The organism is Mediterranea sp. An20 (assembly GCF_002160055.1).
GTDB classification, from domain to species: Bacteria; Bacteroidota; Bacteroidia; order Bacteroidales; family Bacteroidaceae; genus Bacteroides; species Bacteroides avicola.
On record NZ_NFJV01000001.1, the window covers coordinates 1 to 24358 of the forward strand.

Annotated in this window: 17 protein-coding genes; 7 read left to right on the top strand and 10 right to left on the bottom strand. The window is 54.2% G+C overall.

Going from position 1 to position 24358, the window contains the following annotated elements; genetic code table 11:
* Positions 1-293: 293 nt before the first annotated feature.
* The 3 genes from B5F34_RS00005 to B5F34_RS00015 form a co-directional block, all read right to left on the bottom strand.
* Positions 294-725: a SufE family protein gene (locus B5F34_RS00005; RefSeq protein WP_087333748.1), complete on the bottom strand. Its 432-nt coding sequence runs from the start codon at positions 723-725 to the stop codon at positions 294-296.
* Between the two features lie 132 nt (positions 726-857).
* The gene (locus B5F34_RS00010; protein WP_087333750.1) at positions 858-1868 is read right to left on the bottom strand and encodes a M28 family peptidase; all 1011 of its coding nucleotides are present in this window, start codon (positions 1866-1868) and stop codon (positions 858-860) included.
* A gap of 20 nt (positions 1869-1888) precedes the next feature.
* On the bottom strand, positions 1889-2815 hold the full coding sequence (locus B5F34_RS00015; protein WP_087333752.1) for an LD-carboxypeptidase: 927 nt from the start codon (positions 2813-2815) through the stop codon (positions 1889-1891).
* Positions 2816-3036: 221 nt separating this feature from the next.
* Between B5F34_RS00015 and B5F34_RS00020 the strand changes: the two genes are divergently transcribed.
* On the top strand, positions 3037-4866 hold the full coding sequence (locus B5F34_RS00020; protein WP_087333754.1) for a long-chain fatty acid--CoA ligase: 1830 nt from the start codon (positions 3037-3039) through the stop codon (positions 4864-4866).
* Between the two features lie 86 nt (positions 4867-4952).
* On the opposite strand, the gene rpsO is transcribed toward B5F34_RS00020, so the two are convergent.
* The 3 genes from rpsO to B5F34_RS00035 form a co-directional block, all read right to left on the bottom strand.
* The gene (rpsO, locus tag B5F34_RS00025) at positions 4953-5222 is read right to left on the bottom strand and encodes a 30S ribosomal protein S15 (RefSeq protein WP_087333756.1); all 270 of its coding nucleotides are present in this window, start codon (positions 5220-5222) and stop codon (positions 4953-4955) included.
* A 453-nt stretch (positions 5223-5675) separates the two neighbouring features.
* Positions 5676-7622, bottom strand: a complete 1947-nt coding sequence (locus tag B5F34_RS00030; protein WP_087333758.1) for a RagB/SusD family nutrient uptake outer membrane protein — start codon at positions 7620-7622, stop codon at positions 5676-5678.
* 35 nt (positions 7623-7657) lie between these two features.
* A complete protein-coding gene (locus B5F34_RS00035; protein WP_087333760.1) occupies positions 7658-10816 on the bottom strand; it encodes a TonB-dependent receptor in 3159 nt (1052 codons plus the stop codon).
* 660 nt (positions 10817-11476) lie between these two features.
* Between B5F34_RS00035 and typA the strand changes: the two genes are divergently transcribed.
* The 5 genes from typA (at position 11477) to B5F34_RS00065 (ending at position 16320) form a co-directional block, all read left to right on the top strand.
* The gene (typA, locus tag B5F34_RS00045) at positions 11477-13282 is read left to right on the top strand and encodes a translational GTPase TypA (RefSeq protein ID WP_087333764.1); all 1806 of its coding nucleotides are present in this window, start codon (positions 11477-11479) and stop codon (positions 13280-13282) included.
* Positions 13283-13551: 269 nt separating this feature from the next.
* Positions 13552-14082, top strand: coding sequence for a DUF4890 domain-containing protein (locus tag B5F34_RS00050; RefSeq protein ID WP_162609259.1), 531 nt, complete (start codon positions 13552-13554; stop codon positions 14080-14082).
* Between the two features lie 168 nt (positions 14083-14250).
* The gene (locus tag B5F34_RS00055; protein ID WP_087333768.1) at positions 14251-14481 is read left to right on the top strand and encodes a winged helix-turn-helix domain-containing protein; all 231 of its coding nucleotides are present in this window, start codon (positions 14251-14253) and stop codon (positions 14479-14481) included.
* An 18-nt stretch (positions 14482-14499) separates the two neighbouring features.
* On the top strand, positions 14500-15969 hold the full coding sequence (locus B5F34_RS00060; RefSeq protein WP_087333770.1) for a potassium/proton antiporter: 1470 nt from the start codon (positions 14500-14502) through the stop codon (positions 15967-15969).
* 132 nt (positions 15970-16101) lie between these two features.
* The gene (locus B5F34_RS00065; protein WP_087333772.1) at positions 16102-16320 is read left to right on the top strand and encodes a winged helix-turn-helix domain-containing protein; all 219 of its coding nucleotides are present in this window, start codon (positions 16102-16104) and stop codon (positions 16318-16320) included.
* A 247-nt stretch (positions 16321-16567) separates the two neighbouring features.
* On the opposite strand, the gene B5F34_RS00070 is transcribed toward B5F34_RS00065, so the two are convergent.
* The 4 genes from B5F34_RS00070 to pckA form a co-directional block, all read right to left on the bottom strand.
* A complete protein-coding gene (locus B5F34_RS00070) occupies positions 16568-17218 on the bottom strand; it encodes a nitroreductase (protein WP_087334259.1) in 651 nt (216 codons plus the stop codon).
* Positions 17219-17243: 25 nt separating this feature from the next.
* A complete protein-coding gene (locus tag B5F34_RS00075) occupies positions 17244-17621 on the bottom strand; it encodes a DUF6565 domain-containing protein (protein ID WP_204245558.1) in 378 nt (125 codons plus the stop codon).
* A gap of 189 nt (positions 17622-17810) precedes the next feature.
* Positions 17811-21680, bottom strand: a complete 3870-nt coding sequence (locus B5F34_RS00080; RefSeq protein ID WP_087333774.1) for a TIM-barrel domain-containing protein — start codon at positions 21678-21680, stop codon at positions 17811-17813.
* A gap of 112 nt (positions 21681-21792) precedes the next feature.
* Entirely contained in the window at positions 21793-23400 is a 1608-nt protein-coding gene (gene pckA, locus B5F34_RS00085) for a phosphoenolpyruvate carboxykinase (ATP) (RefSeq protein ID WP_087333776.1), read from the bottom strand.
* A 287-nt stretch (positions 23401-23687) separates the two neighbouring features.
* Here pckA and upp point away from each other — a divergent pair, with 287 nt between their 5' ends.
* Positions 23688-24347 carry a uracil phosphoribosyltransferase gene (gene upp, locus B5F34_RS00090; protein ID WP_087333778.1) on the top strand — a complete coding sequence of 220 codons (660 nt, stop codon included), beginning with the start codon at positions 23688-23690 and terminating at the stop codon, positions 24345-24347.
* Positions 24348-24358 lie beyond the last annotated feature (11 nt).

A 24358-nucleotide genomic window follows, 5' to 3' on the forward strand; every position in this document is an offset into this window, starting at 1 on the left:
GGGAATAGCCCCACCCTAACCCACCCCCAGGCTGTCCGAAAACCTATCAGCTGCAATCATGCTGTCATGGCGAGCGAAGTCGAGCCATCTCACTAAATCTACAGGAACGTGTCTTGAGATCCCTCGACTGCGCTCGGGATGACAGAATGATAGTGTTGGAAGAGTTCTCGGACAATCTCCCCCGAAGGGGAGGGAACAAGCGAGCGGGGGCCAGATAAATGTGTGGGGCTACTCTCCCTCCCCTTCGGGGGAGGGTTAGGGAGGGGCCGTGGGTTGTGGGCTGTAGGTTAGGGTTAGGGCTGGGTTGACTGACTCATCTTGAACGCCAGCGCATACATCCGCATCTGCTTCACCATCGAGAGCAATCCGTTGCTGCGGGTGGGCGAAAGATGTTCGTGCAAACCAATCTTATCAATGAAATAGAGGTCGGCGTTCAGAATCTCGTCCGGCGTATGGCCGGACAACACCTTGATGAGCAGGGCGATGATGCCTTTTACAATCAGGGCATCGCTCTCTGCCTGGAACTCCAGTTTGCCGTCCACCTCATCGGCCTGAAGCCATACGCGGCTCTGACAGCCTTCTATCAGGTTCTGGTCGGTTTTATACTTCTCGTCCAAGGGAGCTTGTTCGTTTCCCAAATCTATCAACAGTTGATAGCGGTCCATCCAATCATCGAGATCGCTGAATTCGGCGATAACTTCGTCTTGTGCTTCGTTTATAGTCATTTTAAAGAAGAATTAAAAATGAAGAAGGAAGAATTTTTGGAAGAAGAGAAAACGCGGCACAAGTTACCAGTGAGCCATACGAATTCCTCACTCTTCATTAATCATTAATCATTAACCATTAATCATTAACCATTATTTTTCATTATACACCACCTCCATCACCGTCCGTCCCACAGCATTGAGCGTGGCAGGGTCGATGATGTCCATGTTATCATCATGCGTATGCCAGAAGTCGCCGAAGCCCGTGTCGGACTGCGGGTCATAGTTGATGATGTCCACACACGGAATGCGCGCCAGGCTATAGACATAAACATGGTCGTCTGTCACCTCCGTACCGTCTTCTTTGGGGAAGAACGAGCTAAAACCCAGCCGGTGGGCTGCATCCCAGATTTTCTTGACCTGCGCCGAAGCCGTGCGTTGCGAGAACTGCTCACGGTAGAAAGTGGCTCCCCGGCCCCCTACCATATCGAGCAAGATGCCAAAGCGTGCATTATAGCCCTGCACATGAGGCACCCGTGCCCAATACTGCGAACCGAGGCACCAGGTGTCGGGCTTGTATTCGCCGCGGTGGAAAGAAGGGATTCCATAATCTTCTGCATCAAAGAACACAATATCCACACCGATGGCCGGAGCCTGCTGCTGCATCTGGCGGGCGATTTCGAGCAAGACTCCCACCCCGCTAGCCCCGTCGTTGGCACCGAGGATAGGCTCTTTCTGTTTCTTCCGGCTGCGCTCGGAGTCGGCGTAAGGGCGGCTGTCCCAGTGGGCGCAGAGCAACACACGCCGACGGCTGTCGGGGTTGAAGGCACCGATGATGTTGCGGGCTTTCAGCATGGTGTTATCGTAGGCCACCAAGTCGGTTTCCTGCACATAGACCTTGGCACCGAACTGCTTCAGCTTGGCAATGAGATAATCGCCGCAGGCACGATGGGCAGCCGTATTGGGCACACGCGGACCGAAGTCGACCTGCTCTTTCACATAACGGTAGGCGCTGTCGGCATGAAAGACCGGCACCTCTACCGAAGGCTGCCCTGCGGCAGTCACCTCTTCGGCAGCTCCTGCCTGCTGACGCTTGTTGCCGCACGACACAATGGCTACGACCAGCATCAGGGCGGCAGCTATCAAAGGATAGTTTCGTTTCATAACGGTTACTTTTACTTTATCTATTTAAAACTCAGTTTCACTTCTTTCTTTTCTACCTCCAGCACAACTTCAGCACCTTCGACCAGCGGCAGGTTATGAGTGACATGCCCCACGGGGAAGTTGAAGCAGACGGGATAAGCATAAGGACGGAGCACATCGGCCAGCGCCTCATAAAGCGGTTTGCCCAAGGAGCGGTTCTCTTCGTACTCCGTAAACTGCCCGATGATAAGCCCGCTGAGGCGCTCCAGCACCCCACCCAGCTTCAGGTTATACACCATGCGCTCCACGGCATGAGGACGTTCGCCCACATCTTCCAGAAACAAGACGGTATCTTCGGGCGGAATATCCCAGGGCGTGCCGCGCAGGCCATAGAACACCGACAGGTTGCCTCCGCGCAAGATGCCGCGGCACGAGCCCCGGCGGTTCAGTTCGTGTGCCGGACACGTATAGGTAAAGGTCTCCTGCCCCGACGGATAAAGTCCGAAGAGCACATCGTGCAAGGCCTGCATGGCAGGGTCGTCGTCAGGTTCCACGGTGAGATGCCGCGCCATCGGGGCATGGAGCGAGGCGAAACCTTCGTGTTGGAGCACGTTGTGCAGGGCAGTGATGTCGCTGAAACCAATCAGCCACTTGGGGTGTTCGCGGAAACGGGTAAAGTCGAGATGCCCCACCAGATGCACGGCCCCATATCCGCCCCGGCTACACAGGATGGCACGCACTTGCGGGTCGTCGAGCGCAGCCTGCAAGTCGTGCAGGCGCTGTTCTACCGTGCCGGCATAGGTGCCGCATGCCCCTCCGGCGTGAGGAGCCAATACGGGGTTGAGCCCCCACGACTGAAGCCGCCGGACAGCCCCGCGCAAGAAAGACTTGTCAATCTTTCCGGAGGGGGAGAGAATGAGCACACGGTCGCCTTCGCGCAGACGTGGCGGATAAATCAAACTGTTCATAAGGCAGAGTTTTGCCCGCAAAAATACACAATTCATCAGAGATTTCCCGATAAAGCCGGTATTTTCTTGTATCGCCCAGGCAGGAAAAGACGAAAAAAAGCAAGCCCACGGAGGGCCGAAACCACAAAATACGCGCTTCCCCGGCAAAATTACGAGACAAAGTATTGCTTTTCATTAAAAAATGTATAACTTTGTGACATCAACCCTAAAAGACTCTCACTATGGCTCTACAGGAAATGACCGTGCTGGTGCACAGGCAAGCAGCAAAATACGGAGACAAGCCTGCCCTGAAGTACAAGGACTATGACACAGAGACCTGGATACCCGTCGGCTGGAACGAATTCGACCGCATCGTCCGCTTAGCAGCCAATGCGCTGGTTGCTTTAGAAGTAGAGGAGCAGGAGAACGTAGGCATCTTCTCGCAGAACAAGCCCGAATGCCTCTATACAGACTTTGCCGCCTTTGCCAACCGCGCCGTCACTATCCCGCTCTATGCCACCAGCTCGCCCCTGCAGGTGCAATACATCGTCAACGATGCCTGCATACGCTACCTGTTCATCGGCGAACAATTCCAGTACGATGCCGCCTTCTCGGTGTTCGGCTACTGCGAGACGCTGAAACAGATGATTATCTTCGACCGCTCTGTTCGCAAAGACCCGCGCGACCTGACTTCCCTCTATTGGGACGAGTTTCTGGAGTTGGGCAAAGGGCTGCCCCACCAGGCGCTGGTGGATGAACGGACGGCCCGCGTAGACGAACATGACCTGATGAACATTCTCTACACCTCGGGCACCACCGGCGAGCCCAAGGGCGTCATGCTGCGCTACAGCAACTACAACGAGATTTTCCGCGTGCACGACGACCTGCTCAGCACCCTGACCGACCACGACGTGTCTCTCAACTTCCTGCCCCTGACACATATCTTCGAAAAGGCATGGACTTACTTCTGCCTGCACCGGGGCACCTTGGTATGCGTCAACCTGCGTCCGGCCGAGGTGCAGCAATCCCTCCGCGAGGTGCGTCCCACGGTGATGTGCAGCGTGCCGCGCTTCTGGGAGAAAGTCTACCAGGGCGTGCACGAACGTATCGCCAACGAAAGCCCGCTGCGACGCGCCTTGATGCTCAACGCCCTCAAGGTGGGACGAGAACACAACCTGGACTATGTGCGCCTGGGCAAGACACCGCCCCTGATGCTGCGGATGAAATATAAATTCTACGAAAAAACAATCTATGCCCTGCTGAAGAAAACCATCGGACTGGAGAACGGCAACTTCTTCCCGACGGCGGGCGCTGCCGTGTCCGACGAGATATGCGAGTTTGCCCACTCCGTCGGACTGAACATGATGGTGGGCTATGGACTGACAGAATCGACCGCCACGGTATCGCTCTACCATGTGCAGGATTTTGAAATAGGCTCTGTGGGCAACATCATACCCGGACTGGAAGTAAAAATCAACGAAAACAGCGAGATTCTGCTGCGCGGCAAAACCATTACCGACGGCTACTACAAGAAACCCCGCGCCACCGCCGAAGCCTTCGATGCCGACGGCTGGTTCCACACCGGCGATGCCGGCTACCTGCACGACGGGCACCTCTACCTGACGGGGCGCATCAAGGAACTGTTCAAGACCTCCAACGGCAAATACATCTCTCCGCAAGCTCTGGAAACACGGCTCACCATCGACCGCTACATCGACCAGATAGCCATCATCGCCGACAGGCGCAAGTTTGTCTCGGCGCTCATCGTGCCCGTCTATGAATACGTCAAGGAATATGCTGCCCGCAAGAACATCTCCTACAATTCCATGGAAGAGCTGCTGAAGCATCCCAAGATTCTGGCACTGTTCCAGGCACGCATCGACACCTTGCAGCAGCAGTTTGCCCACTACGAACAGGTGAAACGCTTCGTCCTCCTGCCCCGCCCCTTCAGTATGGAACAGGGCGAGCTGACCAACACGCTGAAACTGCGCCGTGCGGTGGTGGCCGAACATTTCAAGGATGTGATAGACAAGATATATGAAGAGGCAGAAGCCGAGAAACACGTTTTCTGACGGGCTCTCAGCCACACCCGCAAAAAAAGAGAAGGACCTCTGTGGAAGTCCTTCTCTTTTTTTGTTCTCAGCAACAAGTAAACCGATTACTTGCGCAAGCCCAATTCCTTGACAATGCTACGGTAGCGTTCGATGTCGCGGTCCTTCAGGTAATCCAGCAGGGCGCGGCGCTTACCAACCAGCATCGTCAGAGCTCTTTCAGTGCTATAATCTTTTCTGTTGAGCTTCAGGTGCTCAGTCAGACGGGCAATACGGTAGGAAAACAAAGCAATCTGGGACTCAGCGGAACCAGTATCAGTGTTAGACTTTCCGTACTTGCTGAAGATTTCTTGCTTTTTAGCAGCGTCTAAATACATAGTTTTTAATGAATAAAGTGTTTATTATGTCTTTTCGGGGTGCAAAGATAAGCATTATCTTTTACATGGCAAAGGAAGAGGAAGAAGAAAATTCCGGCCTCTGCCACAAAAAGCGTTTACCTTGCCGCACCCGGATGCTTCAGACGGCAGGCATGGAAACGGTCGTCTGCCAGCCCGGAGCTTCTCAGCCCTTTGCAGGAGGCCGGAGCACAGCGGTTGAGCCGACACGCCGGGACGCCCGTTCGCAAAGGCTTGGAAGCACGCTTCGAAGAGCTTGGAAACGCGCTCCAAAGGGCTTTCCGGCAAACGGTCAGGGGCACAGCCGCCAACGGCCTCCCAAAGGAAGTCCGGGCCATGTGCGCCCTCCGTCGGTACCGCAGACAGAGGGCGCACCAGATGACCCGGACATTCATTCACTTCAGCCGCCGGTTTCTGCCGGCACGTGCCACCGGTTTAATAACCCGGATTCTGCACCATCTGCTTGTTCGTATTCACCTGGTTGTTGGGAATAGGCATCAGATAGTTGGCAGGCGAGATGAAGTTGCGCGGCTGGTTGATGGTAATTACCTGCAACAATTCCCCCTCGGTAGCACCGTCTATGTTCAGTCCCTGCTGGAGCGTGCCCATGTTCTCTTCAGCAATTTTCCACCGCCGCAGGTCCCAGAAGTTATGCCCTTCCATATACAACTCAATCATGCGTTCGCGCACGACAATGTCCATCAGTCTTCCGTCTGCCACAGCCGACTCATAATTGGCGATGGGGTGTTTGGCCTTTGCCCACGAAGTCAGCACGGACGGTATGCCGGCGCGCTCACGGATGGCGTTCAGTTTGTTCATGCCGTCTGCCACGTAGCTGCTTTCTCCATAGCCCACACAAGCTTCGGCATAGTTGAGGTACACCTCTCCCAGGCGGATGATGGGTTTGGGATAGTCTTGCGTAGGAGCCGATTCCGTAGCCGGAGCCTGATAGTCGGGTCGTACACCCTTCTTGTTCAGGTAGCCCGTCATGGAATAGTTGTTGGTACGTCCGCCCTTGCCACAGTTGCCATTTCTCGTAAAGTTGGTCAGCCAGCGCTGGTCGGAGCCGTTGGAGCGTTCATGGCTTTCCCAATAAGCGCCATTGGTCACCTGTTCCTGGTCGCCCGACACGATACGTGCGCTGCGGCATTCGTAATATCCGTTGTGGAAAGCCACCCAGGCGTAGAAGCGCGGTTCGCGCTGGTCGTGCAGTTTCAGGGTGACGCCTTCGCCCCGCGTGTCATTGTCCAGGACGCAGGTACCATAGCGTCCTTCGTAGTCAAATGCCGGGTCTTCGTCAATGGGCAGGCCATTCTCCGTATAGAAACGCTCTACCATCTTCAGTGTGGTGCCGTATCCGGCTCCCCAGATAAGGAAGGGGCGTGACTTGCTCTGAATGCTGTATGCCGGTTCCGAACGCGTATTGGCCCACAGTACTTCAGAAGAATACTCATCGGTTATGGTCAGGCGCAAGCGGCGTTGCACGGGGTCTTGCGGATAAGGAGCAGCCATGGAAGTGATGGTGCTTCCTTCGGCCGAGGTAAACAGCGAATATCCGTTGGCTTCTGCCAGGCTGATGGCCTCCAAGGCAGCATCTGCCGCTTCTTTGTATTTGTTCCGGTCAAATTCCTGCGAAATAAGATGCGTGCCGTCCGGATTGGTGAAAGAGCTGTAATATTCAGCATTGCCGTTGAACAGCGGCGAAGCTTTGTAGAGCAACACTCTGGAGCGCAAGGCCAGAGCGGCCACCGAGGTAGCAAGGCCGTAATCGCTGCCGGTGCGACGGGCAGGCAGGAGGGTAGACAGGCGCTTGAACTCGCCGGCAATCCAGTCGGCACACTCATCGTAGGTGGAACGCGCCAGATACTCGTGGGCCGGCGTCGTGGTGGATGTCAGTTCCTTCACCAGGATGATGGGCCCGTAGTGCTGCATCAGCACCATGTGGTAGTAGGCAATCAGGAAGTCGGCCTGGTTGACATAAGAATCAATGGTGGCCTGCGTGATGCCCGGCACAGAGCTGATATGCTGCTTCAGCAGATAGCACTGCCGGATGCCGGTGTACATGTTGTTGTATATTTCCTCTACGTTTCCGCGGTTGGAGGCGGTATATCCTCCCTGGAAGTAGAGCTGGGTGGGTTCGCCGCCGAAGCAGCTCACAATCTCGTCACAAGCCGTACTGATGCTGGTATGGGTATTTTCCGACTGTGGCAGGTAGGAATAGCAGCTGTACAAATAACGCAGCGCCGCTTCGGTCGACTCGAAAGCATCTTCTTCCGTAGCTGTTTCGTTGGGCACAATATCAAGGTAGCTGCAAGAAGAGACTACATGGCAGGCAAACATGCCTAAAATCAGATATTGAAATAACTTGAATAACTTGTTCATAAGATATATATATAATATGTGTAATGGAGAATGGGTTATCGTTTTTTACCGGTATCAATGGTCATTTGGAAGCCGACATTAAAGGTCCGCTGGGTAGGATACACCATGCCGTTTCCTCCTCCCTGTTCCGGGTCCCAATATTTGAAGGGCGAGAAAGTGAGCAGGTTCATGCCGCTGATGTAGAAGCGCATATTCTTATGGGTGTAGCCTATTTCCGCATTCTTCAGCTTCAGGAAAGAAGCATTGCGCAGCCAGTAGTCGGATGTGTACTGGTTGTTGGTCGACGACGACATGGTAAGGCGCGGGTAGGTGGCGTTCACGTCCGGATTCTCGGGCGACCAGCGTTCATCGGCAATCCATTGCAAGACGTTGCGCACGCTGTTGGTTCCGAAAGGATGGAAGTTGCTCATGATAAGCGACGTGCGTGCCACTCCCTGGAAGAAGAAAGAGAAGTCCAGGTTCTTCCATTTGATGGAGGGACCGAAGCCATAGACAATTTCAGGCACGGTAGGATGGCCTTTCCATACCCAGTCGTTTCCGTTGATGATGCCGTCACCGGATATGTCGACATACTTAATATCGCCAGCCCCGAGGATGCTGCCAATCTGCTGGTTGGAGTTGGCTGCCTCTTCGTCGGAAGCAAACAGGCCGTCGGACACCAATACGCCGGTCATGTTGGCAGACTGCCCGATAAAGCTCTGGAAGTCGTACATGGGTGATTCATCGTATTGGGTAATCTCGTTGTGGGCATAGGTAAATGTTCCCTTGAAGCTGACAAACCAGTCTTTGCCGAACTGTTTGTTGTAGTCCAGCGAAAGTTCAGCACCCTGATTGCGCATGGCGGCAAAGTTGCCGAGAATGGTAGTGCCGGCCACTCCGATATATCCAGGCACGGTGGCACGCCGCTGGAAGATGTTGTCACGGTCTTCGCGGAAGAATTCCAGCGTCAGGTTCAGCGATCTGAAGAGAGTCATGTCCAAGCCTACGTTGATTTTCTCGCCCACTTCCCAGGTAAGGTCTTCGTTGGCATAACGTCCGTAGCTGGGGCCGTAGTACGAAGTACGGTTACCGGTGTAGCCCGTCTGATAGCCCCGGTTGCCCATGTTCATGATAGGCATGTAAGCGAAACGCTCGGCTCCGATGTCGTCATTGCCGACCTTTCCCCACGAGCCTCTGATTTTCAGGTGTGAGATGACCTGGCGCAGCGGGGCGAAGAACGGCTCCTCGCTGATGTTATAGCCAAGGGCGATGGAAGGGAAGAAACCCCAGCGGTGGCCACTGGCAAAGTTTTCAGAGCCGTTGTAGCCCATGTTGATTTCAGCCAGATACTTGCCGTCATAAGCATACGACAGACGGGCAGCGATGCCTTGCTTGCGGTAAGGCAGGGAGTTGATCAGGTTGGCTGCCGTCAGGTGTATCACCTGTTCGTCTTGGTTGTATAAGAACATGGCATTTACATCGTGCAGGCCGAAGGTACGTGCATACTCCAGGTAGCTCTGGAAGTAAAAGCGGCGGTCGCCGCTGTTGCCTACGGTAGGCTTCAGGCTGGTGTCGGATTCGCCGGCATTGCCGGTGTTCAGGGTAGTGGTGTACTGGTAGTTGCCGTTCTCGTCCACCCAATAGTCTCCCAGGTGATAGCCATTCCAGGCAGAGGAGGCTCCCATGGCGTTGTACGAGTAATTCTTGAACGATGCCAACGCGCGGAACGAAAGTCCCTCGGTAATGAAGTCCAGCTTCTGGTCAAATTCCAAGGCAGCCACCACCGTGCTGGCAAAGGTATCTGTATAGCCGTTGGACAGGGCCGCCACCGGATTGGTGCGCTGGCCGGGGTTCACGCGGTCGGTAGTACCCCACTTGGTGCTGGAGGCAATGCCGTCGGCGGGGAAATACACCGGTGCTTCCGTCGGGCTGGTATTGAGCACTTGCGTAAACAGGTCCTGCACGCCTAAGTTGGGTTGGCGTCCGTCGCGCAGCTGCACATTCAGGCGCAGCGACAGGCGTGTAGTGGGCGAGAGGTATGCGTTCACGTTGTTCTGGAAGGCATAACGCATCATGTTGATGCTGTTGTTGTAAGAGGTGAAGTCGGACGAGCGGTCCTTAATCATACCCGTCAGGTGGTTGACCGTGATGCTGGAGAAGTAGTCGACATACTTTCCGCCTCCCCGGATGTTCACGTTGAAGCTTTCGTCGAACGAGTGCGACTTGAACACCTCCTCATACCAGTCTACATTGGGGAAGACATACGGGTTCAGCCCCAGGCGCGTGCCTTCAATCTGCTCGGATGTATAAGGGATGATGGTGCTGGTATTGCCCTCGTTGGCGATGGCTTCGTTGAAGAGGTTCATATACGACACGCCGTCCACCAGCTCCTGTATCTTGGTAGGCATGTTCATCTTTCCCTCCACGCGGAAGTTGATGACAGGTTTGTCGATGTTGCGGCCGGTCTTGGTTGTGACAATCATGACGCCGTTGGCTCCTCTCGTACCATACATGGCGGTGGCGGTGGCATCTTTCAGGATAGAGAAGCTCTCGATGATTTCGGGGTCGATGAGGTCTAAGTCGCCTGCCGATATTTCCACTCCGTCCAGGATGATGAGCGGATTGGTGGCGCCGCTCATGGTCGAGATACCGCGGATGTAGAAGCTGGAGCCGTCGGCGCCGGGTGCTCCGCTCCGCTGCATGGCAATCACACCCGCCAGTCGTCCGGCAAAAGCATTGGAGAGGTTGGCCGACGGCACTTCCAGGTCGGCAGGCCGGATGGCTTCTACGGCTCCCACCATACTGGCCTTCTTCTGTCCGCTACCATAGGCGGTTACTACTACTTCTTCCAAAAGTTCTGTGTTTTCATGGAGTCGGATCATAAGTAACTTGCCGTCTTCGACGGTGACTTCCTGAGTCATATACCCTACATAAGATATAACCAACACTTCGCCGGGATTGACTTTCAGCGTGAATTTGCCATCAATGTCGGTGATAGTGCCGCGACTTGTCCCCTTGATGCTGATTGAAGCGCCGATGATGGCTTCGTCTGTCCGGGCATCCACGACGCCGCCAATGACAGAAATAGGGGAACTCGAGGGAGTCTGATGAATGCCTGTAACCATTTCATACTTTCCCAAGTCGGGTGCGGCATTCAAAACTTGAATCTGTGGAAGCAGACACAATAGAAGCGCTGCGAATTTAGGGTACTTCATTTTTTAGATACTGGTACCATAGATTTAAGAAAAATTTAAATTAATAATAAGATTTCGGCCTAAATATGCACTCGATATTCAACTTGCACAACTTTAACTTGCTTTTTAACTTTATTTATCTACGTTAATAGGGTATTTTGCCATGTCTGGATGGCAAAAACGGGGCAAACGACACCCGAAGCGTTTTCTTCCTACGCTCCTGAAGGAAATTTCCACCGGGTGCATAAGGAGTGATAAAGACAAAAAAAATCCTGACAAAAACAATATTTACGACATACAGGACACTAAATCCGCCGACAGACAAGCCGAACGGAGCGGCTTCGCGAGAAGTAAAAAGTTTTCGGCATCAGCCCGGAGGAAAACCACGCAAAAAGCGAAGAAAAGCGCTCGGAGCCTCCCCGAAACCGGGCAGGCGGGAAGACGAAGCACATTCTCCTGGTATTCAAGCAAATACTTCTTATATAGTTCCAGCCTGCTTCGCAGCGCTTGGCAGCAGGCTCCGGACAGCCCGGCATGACGCTTCTTATACCCTGCGCATGGACCGCACCGTATGCCGCCACGCAAACAAGAAAGTCAACGAAGCGCCCTGCTATGTAGGATTTTTCCCGAATAACCCGTATCTTTGCAGCCGGAAACAGAATAGGTATTATAGTTTATAACATGCAGAACATTAGAAACATTGCCATCATTGCCCACGTGGACCATGGCAAGACGACGCTTGTAGACAAGATGCTTCTGGCCGGACACCTCTTCCGCGACAACCAGAGCACAGGTGAATTAATGCTGGATAACAACGACCTGGAACGCGAACGAGGCATCACCATCCTCTCGAAGAACGTCTCCATCAACTACAAAGGAACCAAAATCAACATCATAGATACGCCGGGACACAGCGACTTCGGCGGCGAGGTGGAACGGGTGCTCAACATGGCCGACGGGTGCCTGCTGCTGGTGGATGCCTTCGAAGGACCCATGCCGCAGACGCGCTTCGTACTGCAAAAGGCCTTGCAAATCGGACTGAAACCCATCGTGGTGGTGAACAAGGTCGATAAGCCCAACTGCCGACCGGAGGAGGTCTATGAAATGGTGTTCGACCTGATGTTCAGCCTCAACGCCACCGAAGAGCAACTGGACTTCCCCGTCATCTATGGCTCGGCCAAGAATAACTGGATGAGCACCGACTGGCAAAAGCCTACAGACAACATCACGCCCCTGCTGGACTGCATCCTGGAGCACATCCCCGCCCCCCAACAGTTAGAGGGCACCCCGCAGATGCTGGTCACTTCGCTCGACTTCTCGTCCTACACGGGACGCATCGCCGTAGGACGCGTACACCGTGGCACACTCCGCGAAGGCATGAACGTATCGCTGGCCAAGCGCGACGGCAGCATCCTCAAGACCAAAATCAAAGAACTGCATACCTTCGAAGGCATGGGACGCAAACGGGTGCCCGAGGTCTCGTCGGGCGACATCTGTGCTTTGGTAGGCATTGACGGATTCGAAATCGGCGACACCATCTGCGACTACGAGAACCCCGAACCGCTGCCACCCATCGCCATCGACGAACCCACCATGAGCATGCTGTTCACCATCAACGACTCGCCTTTCTTCGGACGCGAAGGCAAGTTCGTCACCTCGCGGCACATCCAGGACCGACTGATGAAGGAGCTGGACCGCAACCTGGCCCTGCGAGTGAGGAAGAGCGAGGAAGACGGCAAGTGGATTGTGTCGGGACGAGGCGTGCTGCACCTCTCCGTACTCATCGAAACCATGCGCCGCGAAGGCTATGAACTGCAGGTGGGACAGCCGCAGGTCATCTTCAAGGACATCGACGGAGTGAGATGCGAACCGGTGGAAGAGCTGACGGTGAACGTACCCGAAGAATTTGCCAGCAAAATCATCGACATGGTCACACGGCGCAAGGGCGACATGGTGAAGATGGAAACAGCCGGAGGCGACCGCGTCAACCTGGAGTTCGACATGCCGTCGCGCGGCATCATCGGCCTGCGCACCAATGTGCTGACAGCCAGCCAGGGCGAAGCCATCATGGCACACCGCTTCAAAGAATACCAACCCTACAAGGGAGAAATAGAACGACGCACCAACGGCTCCATGATTGCCATGGAGACGGGCACCGCCTTTGCCTACGCCATCGACAAACTGCAGGACCGCGGACGCTTCTTCATCTTCCCGCAAGAGGAGGTCTATGCCGGACAGGTGGTGGGCGAACACTCGCACGAAAACGACCTGGTGGTGAACGTCACCAAGAGCAAGAAGCTGACCAACATGCGCGCCAGCGGCTCCGACGAAAAGGCACGGCTCATCCCGCCCGTGCAGTTCTCGCTCGAAGAGGCCTTAGAATACATCAAGGGCGATGAATATGTAGAAGTAACGCCCAAGTCGATGCGCATGCGCAAGATTATCTTAGACGAAACAGAACGCAAACGCGCCAACCGCAAAGACTAAACCCGCGACAACCCGCGGACAAAACCGGCACCCGCTCTTCCCTACCTGCGGATGCCGGTTTTTTCTTGGCTACTCGTCTATAAAATGGGCCTTTCCGTAGATTATATTTCCGGATGTTCCCGCATCGGAGTACCTTTGACACGACATCAGGAGACGGCACGGCCCCCCTTTCCCGACACACCTGCCCCTGCCGGACAGAAAGAACGGATTCGGAACGGCAGTCTCCGGAATCAAACTTCCATAAAAATGAACCCATAACAAAAAGAAGTATGAAAAAACTGATTCTCGTCCTCGCAGCCACCTGCCTCAGCCTCACACAGGCTACCGCGCAGGAAGCACGACCGGACTCCATGCCAACCCACGGGCGTCATTTCGCCCAAGTGCCCGACCCGGAACAAGCAGCCAAGTTAGAAACAGACCGGCTGCGCAAAGAACTGCAACTGACCGACAAGCAGTACAAGAAAATCTACAAGCTCAACCTGAAAGAACAGAAGGAAAAACTCGAAAACTTCCCGCCCATGCCCCGCGGAAGGGGAAACTTCATGCCTCCGCGTGACGGCATGCAACCGCCCATGATGCCCGAAGGCGACTTCAGCCGGCCGTGGGGACAGGCACGACCGCCCATGCCCGCCCAAGACGCGGAAGAACGGGCCGAAGAACTCAAAAAGAAGCAGGAAAAACGGGAGAAGAAGATGAAGAAAATCCTCACCGAAGAACAGTTTGCCAAGTGGAAGAAGATGCAGCAGCAACCACCCCGCCAACGGCCGGAAAAAGAACCTGCTCCCCGCGAAACCGAATGAACGGAACCGCAGCGGAAACACACGCCATTTCCGGACAGACGGGAAGCCGAAAGGATTAAAAAAAGTGAAAGAGAGCCGATTTAGGACATTCCAGGACATCTGATATTCGACAAAACTCCGTTTCTTTGTAAAACGAAACTTAAGTTTAACCTCATAATGCAACAAATTATGGATAAAAACAGAATCGGACAGAATGCAGGTATCCTGTGGCACGTGATGGACAGCAACCGCGACAACCGGGTATGGAACATGGAAGACTTGCGCCAGGCTTCCGGACTGAACGAACCGGATTTCTATGCCGCCATCGGCTGGCTGGCCCGCGAGAACAAAGTAGACTTCGGAGAAGATGGCATCACACACCGTGATACAGTGGGACTGCTCGTAGAATTCTTCCATTAATCTTCCCGCAACCAACCAATGAACATCTCTTTAGAAATGGCACTGCTGGTGGGCTCCTTGCTCATATTCGGCAGCATACTTATCAGCAAGACGGGATACCGGTTCGGTATCCCGACTTTATTAATGTTCCTCCTGGCTGGCATGCTCTTCGGGTGCGACGGACTGGGCATCCAATTCCACGACGCCGAACAAGCACAATACATCGGCACCATTGCCCTGTGCATCATCCTGTTCAGCGGCGGTATGGACACGCGCCTGGCCGACATCCGTCCGGTAGCACTGCCGGGCATCGCCCTCTCTACCGTGGGCGTACTGGCCACCACGGCACTGACGGGCTTCTTCATCTACCTTATCTCCGGCTGGCAACACACCGAGATTGGCTTCAGCCTGATGGGCTCGCTGCTGCTGGCCGCCACGATGTCGTCAACCGACTCGGCCTCGGTGTTCAACATCCTACGCACGCAACGCATCAACCTGCGCCACAACCTGCGCCCCATGCTGGAACTGGAGAGCGGCAGCAACGACCCCATGGCCTACCTGCTCACCATCATCCTCATCCAGTGCATCCAGTCGGGCGAACTGTCGGCAGGTGACATAGCCGGTTCCTTGGCCCTGCAGTTTGCTGTGGGCGGCCTGGGCGGTTTCCTGCTGGGCAAAGCCTCGGTGTGGGTGGTTAACCGCATCAACCTGAAGAACGAGGAGCTTTATCCGGTGCTGATGATAAGCTTTGCCTTCATCATCTACTGCTCTACTTTCCTGCTGAAGGGCAACGGCTACCTGGCGGTGTACATCGCCGGCATGGTGATAGGCAACAGCCGCCTGTACCACAAGAAAGAGACGGGCACCTTTCTCAACGGCGTCACCTGGTTGCTGCAAGTAGTGATGTTCCTTATGCTGGGCCTGCTGGTCAACCCGCACGAGATGCTGGGAGTCACCGTTACCGCCATCTTGGTCAGCCTGTTCATGATGTTAGTGGCGCGTCCGGTCAGCGTATGGTTCAGCCTGCTTCCCTTCGGACGGAAAATCAGCACGAAATCCAAGCTCTTTGTGTCGTGGGTAGGACTGCGCGGCGCAGCACCCATCCTCTTTGCCACCTATCCGGTGGTGAACAACGTGCCGGGCGGCGAACAGATTTTCAACATCGTCTTCTTTGTCACGCTGATTTCGCTCGTGGCGCAAGGCATGACCCTGCCGTGGACGGCCCGCCAGCTGGACCTCTGCGATCCCGTGCCCGAAAAGCCCGACTTCTTCGGCATCGAGTTTCCCGACACCATGGACAGCAGTCTGCACGAGATGCGCTGCACGAAGAAGATGCTTGCCCAAGGCGACCACATACGCGACATTCCTTTCCCCAAAGGCGTGCTGGTGATGCTGGTAAAGCGCGACGACAAGTTCCTGGTGCCCAACGGCGACCTTCAGCTGATGCCCAACGATATCTTGCTCATCGTGGCACAAGACGGCACCCAACCGCCCGAAATACAGACATAAGAAGTTAAAGAAGCGCAAATATACGCAAAAGGACAGCAAAAAAGCCCAGCGGAGTATTGTATATTCAAAAAAAATGGCTTACTTTGTGGTACAGATAACCTAAACCACATTTTATAGCAACATTTTGTTTATATGAAGTTCAATATTCAAGCTATCAAAAGCAACAGCCGTAAGGTGTACGACATTCTGCTCCGCTACACCCGTTGCACATTCGGCGAGCTCGAGAAGCGTTGCAACTTGGCCAGCACTGACTTGTGTATGGCGTTGCTGCAACTTCTGCGGGAAAAGAAAATAGAGCAGGTGAGTGAAAACCAAGGAGTGTATTACCGCTTGGCCGCCATAACCGCCTGACACCGACAGAAGAAGCAGGCACATCAAGAGAAAGGCTTGCACCCCTCCACGGAGTGCAAGCCTTTCTTGTGTCCGGCCCCGGCAGCCGCTGAGGAAAAACCGGACAGGCTCTAAGAAAAAACTCCGGAGGTATTAGCAGCAAACTGCCCATACCTTCGGAGCCGGCTTCTTATAGACAAGCACCGAAACCCCTTGCGGCACCGCCCGGAGGCATTGCCCAACGGCAGGGAGCCGGTCGGCAACAGCCTCAGTCTACAAACTGAATCTTCGCCGCACTGCGGGGCTTGGCAGCAGGTGCCTCGTCGGGATAGCCGAAGGCGATGCAATAAAGCAACTCATAGCCTTCGCTGAAATTCAGCTTCTTCAGGTAAGGAGCCGCATCCTTGTTCGTGTTCATAAAGCGCACGGGACTGCCCAGGCAGCAGGAGCCGATGCCCATAGACCAGGCAGAAAGCACCATGTTCTCGCCCAGCAGGCCGCAATCTATCTGCGACATGTCATACTTCGTGTCGTGGGCGATAAACACCACCGTCGGCGCATTGCGGAACATGTTCTTGAACGAAGGGTCTTCAGCCGCCTTGGGATTCTCTTTCTTGAAGATTTCCGTCAAGCCGTCTATGAACTCCGGATTGTCTACCACACGTACTTCCCACGACTGCTTGTTCTGTCCATTGGGAGCATTGATGCCGCAATTCAGAATGACCTGCATCGTGTCGCGGTTTACGGCCTGCGGCTTGTACTGACGGATGCTGCGGCGCGTCAGTATGTTTTCTATCACTACTTCCGACTTATCGGGAGCTTTCACTTCGGCAGCTTCGTCTTTCGGTGCAGCAGACGTACAACTGCCCAGAACGGCACACAGACACAGGCCGCCCCAGATTGTTTTCATTGATTTCATAGATTTCATAATTATTTGCCAAGAATTATTCATCCTGCTCTTCTGCCTGCTCTCCGTTTTCGTCATCGCCCGTCAGGCCCTCGACGAAACCGTCCAGCACGGCACCGGCCTTTTCCATGGCTTTGCCGGCATGTTCCTTGAAGACGGTAGCGGCATACTGGCCCTGCAGTTCGGCTATCTCGCGCAATTCTTCCGCACTCAGGTCTTCGTAGCTGTTCAGCTTCTGCAACAGCTCACTGAACTCTTCGTTCACCTCTTCCCATTTCTTTTCGGTGTAGCTGCTGCCTTCTTTCTGAACTTTCTCTACAAAATCCTTCAGTTCTTCCACCCGGTCCTGCTTGCCGCACGAGTTCAGCAGCAACAGACTCAGGCCCAATAATCCTGCGATAAACAGTCTTTTCATACTTCCTCCTTGGTTTTTATGGGTTTCATATCGCAAATATAAGAAGTTTGGCCAAAGAGGGCACATGCGGAATGAATTTTTAACATTCTGCTCCGTCCTCAGGCAGCATTTCCTCCCTCCTGCAAAAAAAGGGAATATGCCACGACGGACACATTCCCTCTTCATGCCAGCGGCAGCTTACGCTCCGCCTCAGAACTTGATGTAATTCATTTCTTTGTCAACCAGGATGCCGTCTTGCAGCTTCAGGTCAAACTGGAGGTCCTGCTTGGCCTTCAGCCGGATGGTGAACAGCACGCCGTCGCCTGAAAGCGTTTCGCGGTCGCCGATGTTGACAAACGTAGGATAGAGAGCCTTGACGCCGTTGGTATGCAGGCGGTCGTTGGTCAGGCTGCGCATCTGTTTCATGCCGGCAGGTTCTATGCCCTCGTATTCATACTTGACGGGGTCGTAGGGCAGGGCGAAGCTGAGCGCGTTGACCGCCTTCAGTCCTTTGCCGCTGACCACGATTTCCAGCGTTTCGCCAGCCTTATACGACTTTTTAGCCGCAGACAGCGTGATTGTTCCGCGCAGCGTATCGGGCTTCTGCATGCCCACTCCACCGTCCATGCGGGTAGCGACAGCCGAGATGTCGTAGGCGTCAATCAGTCCGTTGCGGTTCAAATCGCCGTTGCTGATATATCCCTCGAAGTCCGAATCGCCTTGGCGCAAGCCCGTATAGTTGGTGTACGAAGTCAAGTCGTTCTCATCAACCAGTTTATCGTTGTTGATGTCGCCCGGCAGATAGCTGTCCGTGCCCGGCACCTTAAAGATATAAAGCTCGCGTCCCGAACCGAAATTGCCCACCGACTCCGTGACATGCAGCTTGACATATCGCGCCACGGGCTGTGCGGAGAAGGTAAACAGCTTCACGTCGCTGTTCCGCTTCCATTCAAAGGCACCCGCTTCGGTCCAGTTCTCCTTATCCATACTATAACTGATGACACCCTTGAGCAGTGTACCGTTGCCGGCATTGTCGCGCGGCACATACTGCAACTTGTCCAAGGTATTGACCGAATGGAGGTCGGCCACCAAGTCGAAGGGCACAGACGAAGCATTGTAGGAAGTATGCCACAGCTCGCTCTCCTCGAAATCGAAGAGGCGCGACATGGAGCGTCCCTGGTTAGGAATGCTGGTCTGCCCGGTAATACCCCGAATGGCAAACTCCAACGGGTCGGACTTCGTGGTAGCCTGGAAAGACGCCCAGTCGGAATAACCGTCTTTGTTCACGGCACGGATGCGGAAGTCGTATCCGGTCTCGGCTTGCAGGTCTTCGAACAGCAGTTCGGTGTCGCGGATGGTGCTATACAACATGCTGTCGAACTCAATCTCGTAGTAATCGGCATGAGCCACGGGATACCAGGTGGGCTTCAGGGTATAGGCCGTGATGTTGCTGTCCGTCACTTGTGGCAACGGTTTGTCGAGCTTGCCGGTGCTAACCAGCAGCTTATCGGCAGGCGCGAACACGAAACCATCGACAGTAACCACCGTCTGTGCGGCCGTCACATCCGTCTTGCCCAGTTTCACCCAGAGCTGCGGATTCTTGCAGATGACTTTCTCGGCAAAAGGAGTGCCCGGCGTGGCAAAGCGGTTCAGGTTGGGCGCAGCGTTGTAGAAGAAGGCATTCTCTGCCTGTTCAAACTCCTCCAGCGATGTCACCTCTGCCAGCTTCACCTTCTGTTTGCCGACACGCGCCGTCACCTTTTTGGGCTTAGCCGTGACATTGACGCGCAATTCCGTGGCCTTTTCCTTCACAAATCCCTTGTAAGAACCTTCGGCAGGATGAATCGTAATGGTCACGCGGCCTTTCTCATCCGCTTCCGATTCGATGTATGTCCGCACATAAGCCTCCTCGGTCCGGTATGCTTCTGTGGTGCCGTCGTCATCATATTCGGCAAACGCACTCTCTCCGTCCGGATAGATTTCGTAGATGCGCAATGCCTGGTCCACCTCCTGCACGTTGTTGTTGGGGTTTGTCATCGGAATGATGGCGCCGCTCTTCACAAACACCGGCAGTTTCCACAGCGGAACATCTACGTTGTTGAGGATGCGTCCCCCGGTATATCTGTCGCCCGTGAAATAGTCAATCCATTCGCCTTCGGGCAGGTAAATGCCGTTGCGCACGTCATTGCCCTCTTTGTCGGCCTTGGTATCCTGATAGATAGGAGCCACCAGGAAGTACGGCCCGTAGAGATACTGGTACTGGGTGGCCTTTCCCCACGTATAGCGGTTGGGATATTCCAGGAACATGGCCCTCATCATAGGCATGCCGTCTACAGCCTCACGGGCGATACTATAGGTATAAGGCAACAGTTCCGACTTGAGCTTCAGATACCAGCGGTTGATGGAGGTGGCTGGTTCGCCCAAGGCATGAGGGTATTTCTCGTTGGCTCCCCATCCGTCCATGTTCAGCTGCATGGGCGTAAACGTCTTCCACTGGAAGTCGCGGGTATTCACCACCAGATTCTTTCCACCGAAGATGCCGTCCATGTCCGACGTGATGTTAGGATTTCCCGACAAGCCGGAACCGATGTAAGTAGGAATGTGGAAACGGATGTACTCCCAGTTGCCGCCGGTCTGGTCGCCCGACCATATACCGGCATAACGCTGCGTGCCAGCCCAACCATCCAGACTGATGATGAAGGGGCGGCTGTCATTGCCGTAATACGTCATGATGTTCGCCACATCGGCAATGCCGTTCAAGCCGAATGAATAGCCGGCTCCTACCCACGCCACATCGGTCTTGAGCACACGCACGCCGGCATCTCTCACTTCTTTCACAATGTCACGCTGGAGCAGCGGTTCCACTCCTTCCTTCGGGTGCAAGTCCGACTGTGTCCACAGGCCAATCTCCACGCCTTGCTTCCGCGCATAGTCTGCCAGGCTCTTCAGGTTCTGTATGTTGCCGTCCAAAGTTTCCGTCTGTCCGTAACCGGCACCGTACCCATCGTTGGGCAACAGCCAGCCAAGCGGCATGTCGTTCGCCTTGTAACGGTCGATGACTGCACGGGCAGAGAACTGGTAATTCTGTTTCTCGCCGTTGAGCGACTCCTTGATACCGCCATTGTCTTCCTGGCTTTCCTTGTATCTCTTGCCGTCTTCGAAGAGAATGCCCTTCTCGTCTTCCTTCCAGTAATCGCGGTTATAGGCATTCAGATGTCCTTCGTAGAAGCCGAACTTAGGCAACAGCACCGGATGTCCGGTCAGCTGATAATAGTCGTTCAACAAATCCACGGGCTGCTGGCTTACCATGACAAAGAGATCCAGATAATCCGTGTTATGGCTGAGGGTCACGATGCCCTTCTCCTTACGCCCGAAGTCATACTCACCGGGTTTGAACGTATACCACATGATGCCATAGCCCTTGGTAGACCAATAGAAGGGATTGGGCGATGCCACTCCTCCATCTGTCCAACTGTTTTGGTTCTCGATGGCTATTTTCCGGCCTTTGTGCGAGAAGCGGCCATTCTGTACGCCACCTCCATAGAAATATTCCTGCGGTTGTTCCTTCAGGGTCAGGGTTACTTTCTTGGCTTCAAAAGCCACCGGTGCTGCTTCCTCCAGCACGGTCTTACCGGTTTCCTTATCTACCACGGTCATCAGTGTGGTAGCCTTGTCGAAGGTCACCAGCACCCGGTCCGTAGCCACCGACACTTGTGCCGAAGAGCGTTCTATCGCCAGTGGGCTCACCGTCTGTCTGGGCTGGTCCACCAGAATCTGGGCTTCCGGTTCGGCCTGGGGATCGCGTAAGATGCCCCCGGCATTGTCCTGAAACAGCCGGAAGATGTTTTCGCCGTAGAAGTCCAGCGTCATGCGTTGCTGGTTAGAAAAAAGAATCTCCACCGTGGTAGGGTTAATCTGCACGATGTCGGTGATGCTTGCTCCCGGCTGCGTAGCCTCTGCCATCTGTTCTACTGTCCACGACGGCATGGCATAAGTGGCTGCACCGGCAAACGACACCGGCAGAAACAAAGCAGACAGGAACAACTGGCACTTCTTGTAAGATTTGATTGCTCTACTCATGTTTTACTTAGCTGCTGATATGATACTTAAAAATACTTCACTCTGCCTCATAAAAAGAAAGGGACCCCCACGGAGTCCCTCCCTTGTTTTTATAGATTGTCCAGGTATTACATTAGAGTTTCGGACCTGCAGCAACCAGCGCCTTACCAGCTTCGTTGCCCTCGAACTTAGCGAAGTTCTTGATGAAGCGGCCAGCCAAATCTTTAGCCTTTTCTTCCCACTGGGCAGCCTCTGCATACGTGTCGCGCGGATCGAGGATCTTCGGATCTACGCCCGGCAATTCTGTCGGAACCACGAAGTTGAAGAACGGGATAGTCTTCGTCGGAGCCTTGTCGATAGAACCGTCGAGGATAGCGTCGATGATGCCACGAGTGTCGCGGATAGAGATACGCTTGCCTGTGCCGTTCCAGCCCGTGTTCACCAAGTAAGCCTTGGCACCTACCTTCTCCATCTTCTTAACCAGCTCTTCGGCATACTTTGTCGGATGCAAGCTCAGGAAAGCAGCGCCGAAGCAAGCGGAGAATGTCGGAGTGGGCTCTGTGATACCACGTTCCGTACCAGCCAGCTTAGCGGTGAAACCAGACAGGAAGTAATACTTAGCCTGTTCTGCGCTCAGGATAGATACGGGAGGCAATACGCCGAAGGCATCGGCAGACAGGAAGATTACCTGATGAGCGTGAGGACCCTTCGATACGGGCTTCACGATGTTGTTGATGTGATAGATAGGATAAGAAACACGCGTATTCTCCGTCACGCTCTTGTCGGCGAAGTCAATCTTGCCGGCAGCGTCAACCGTTACGTTCTCCAACAGAGCGTCGCGCTTGATAGCGTTGTAGATATCGGGTTCGCTCTCCTTGTCAAGGTTAATAACCTTGGCATAGCAGCCGCCCTCGTAGTTGAACACACCTTCGTCGTCCCAGCCGTGTTCGTCGTCGCCGATGAGCAGACGTTTCGGGTCGGTAGACAGCGTAGTCTTACCCGTGCCGGACAGACCGAAGAAGATAGCCGTGTCGGTACCTTCCATGTTGGTGTTGGCAGAGCAGTGCATGGAAGCGATGCCACGCAGCGGGTTCAGGTAGTTCATGATAGAGAAGATACCCTTCTTCATTTCACCGCCGTACCAAGTGTTCAGGATAACCTGTTCGTTGGTCTTCAGGTTGAACACGGTAGCTGTTTCAGAGTTCAGACCCAGTTCCTTGTAGTTGTCCACCTTAGCCTTGGCAGCGTTGAACGATACGAAGTCGGGTTCGCCATAGTTAGCGAGTTCTTCTTCCGTCGGACGGATGAACATGTTCTTCACAAAGTGAGCCTGCCATGCCACTTCCATGATGAAGCGCACTTTCAGACGGGTAGCGGGGTTAGCGCCGCAGAATGTATCCATCACGAACAGACGCTTGCCGCTCAGCTGCTTCACAGCCTTGGCCTTCAGGTCGGCCCAAGCTTCTTCAGAGCAGGGCTTGTTGTCGTTCTTATATTCATCAGAAGTCCACCATACAGTGTCCTTGCTGGCTTCGTTGTATACAAAGAATTTGTCTTTGGGTGAACGGCCCGTGTAGATACCGGTCATTACGTTGACAGCACCCAGTTCTGTTACCTGGCCTTTTTCGTAGCCTTCCAGGCCGGCCTTAGTTTCTTCTTCGAACAATACTTCGTAAGACGGGTTGTGGAGAATCTCCTTCACGTCTACGATACCATACTTGCTTAAATCTAAATTAGCCATTTTCTTTAAGTTATTAAATTGGTATTTGGTTTTGACTATCTTTTTACCTTAAAATCGTTTCCGCGTGCAAAAGTAACATTTTTCCGCTTACGGCCATGCCCTATTTGCGAATTTTTTCCCTCATAAAGCTGTCTTTTATATATCTGTAACACTATCTGCAAAGTGAATGTGGCAAAATGACCGTATTCCAACCTCCGCCAGTCTTCGTACGGGCGAGAAAGAGGGCAGCCGTTGCGTTTTATACCAAATATTTCGTACTTTTGTCGATAATATCAAAAACAAGAACAATGAAAGTCATCCATTTCTCTGAACAGAACAGCATCCTCAACCAATACGTCGCCGAGCTGCGCGATGTGCACATCCAGACCGACCGCATGCGTTTCCGCCGCAACATCGAGCGCATCGGCGAACTGATGGCCTACGAGATGAGTAAAGAACTGACCTACTCCGTGAAGCCGGTGCAAACGCCGCTGGGCCTGGCCGAGGCCTCTACGCCGGACGACGACCTGGTGATTGCCACCGTGTTCCGCGCCGGTCTGCCCCTGCACCAGGGGTTCCTCAACGTGTTCGACCGCGCGGGCAACGCCTTTGTCTCTGCCTACCGTTATTATAAGGATGCCGAGCATCGGGAGATAGATGTGCACGTGGAGTATATCGCCACGCCCGACCTCTCGCAGAAGACCGTCCTCCTTGTCGACCCCATGCTTGCCACGGGCGAAAGCCTGGAGCTTGCCTGGCGCGCGTTCCTCACCAAAGGGTCGCCCAAGCGTCTTCTCATCGCCTGCGTGATTGCGTCCCGCCAAGGGGTCGCACACCTGCAACGGCTCTTCCCGTCGGACGATGTCACCCTGTGGTGCGCCGCCATCGACCCCGGGCTGAACGAACACAAGTACATCGTGCCCGGACTGGGCGATGCGGGCGACTTGGCATACGGGGAGAAGCTCTGATGGTGAGGCGT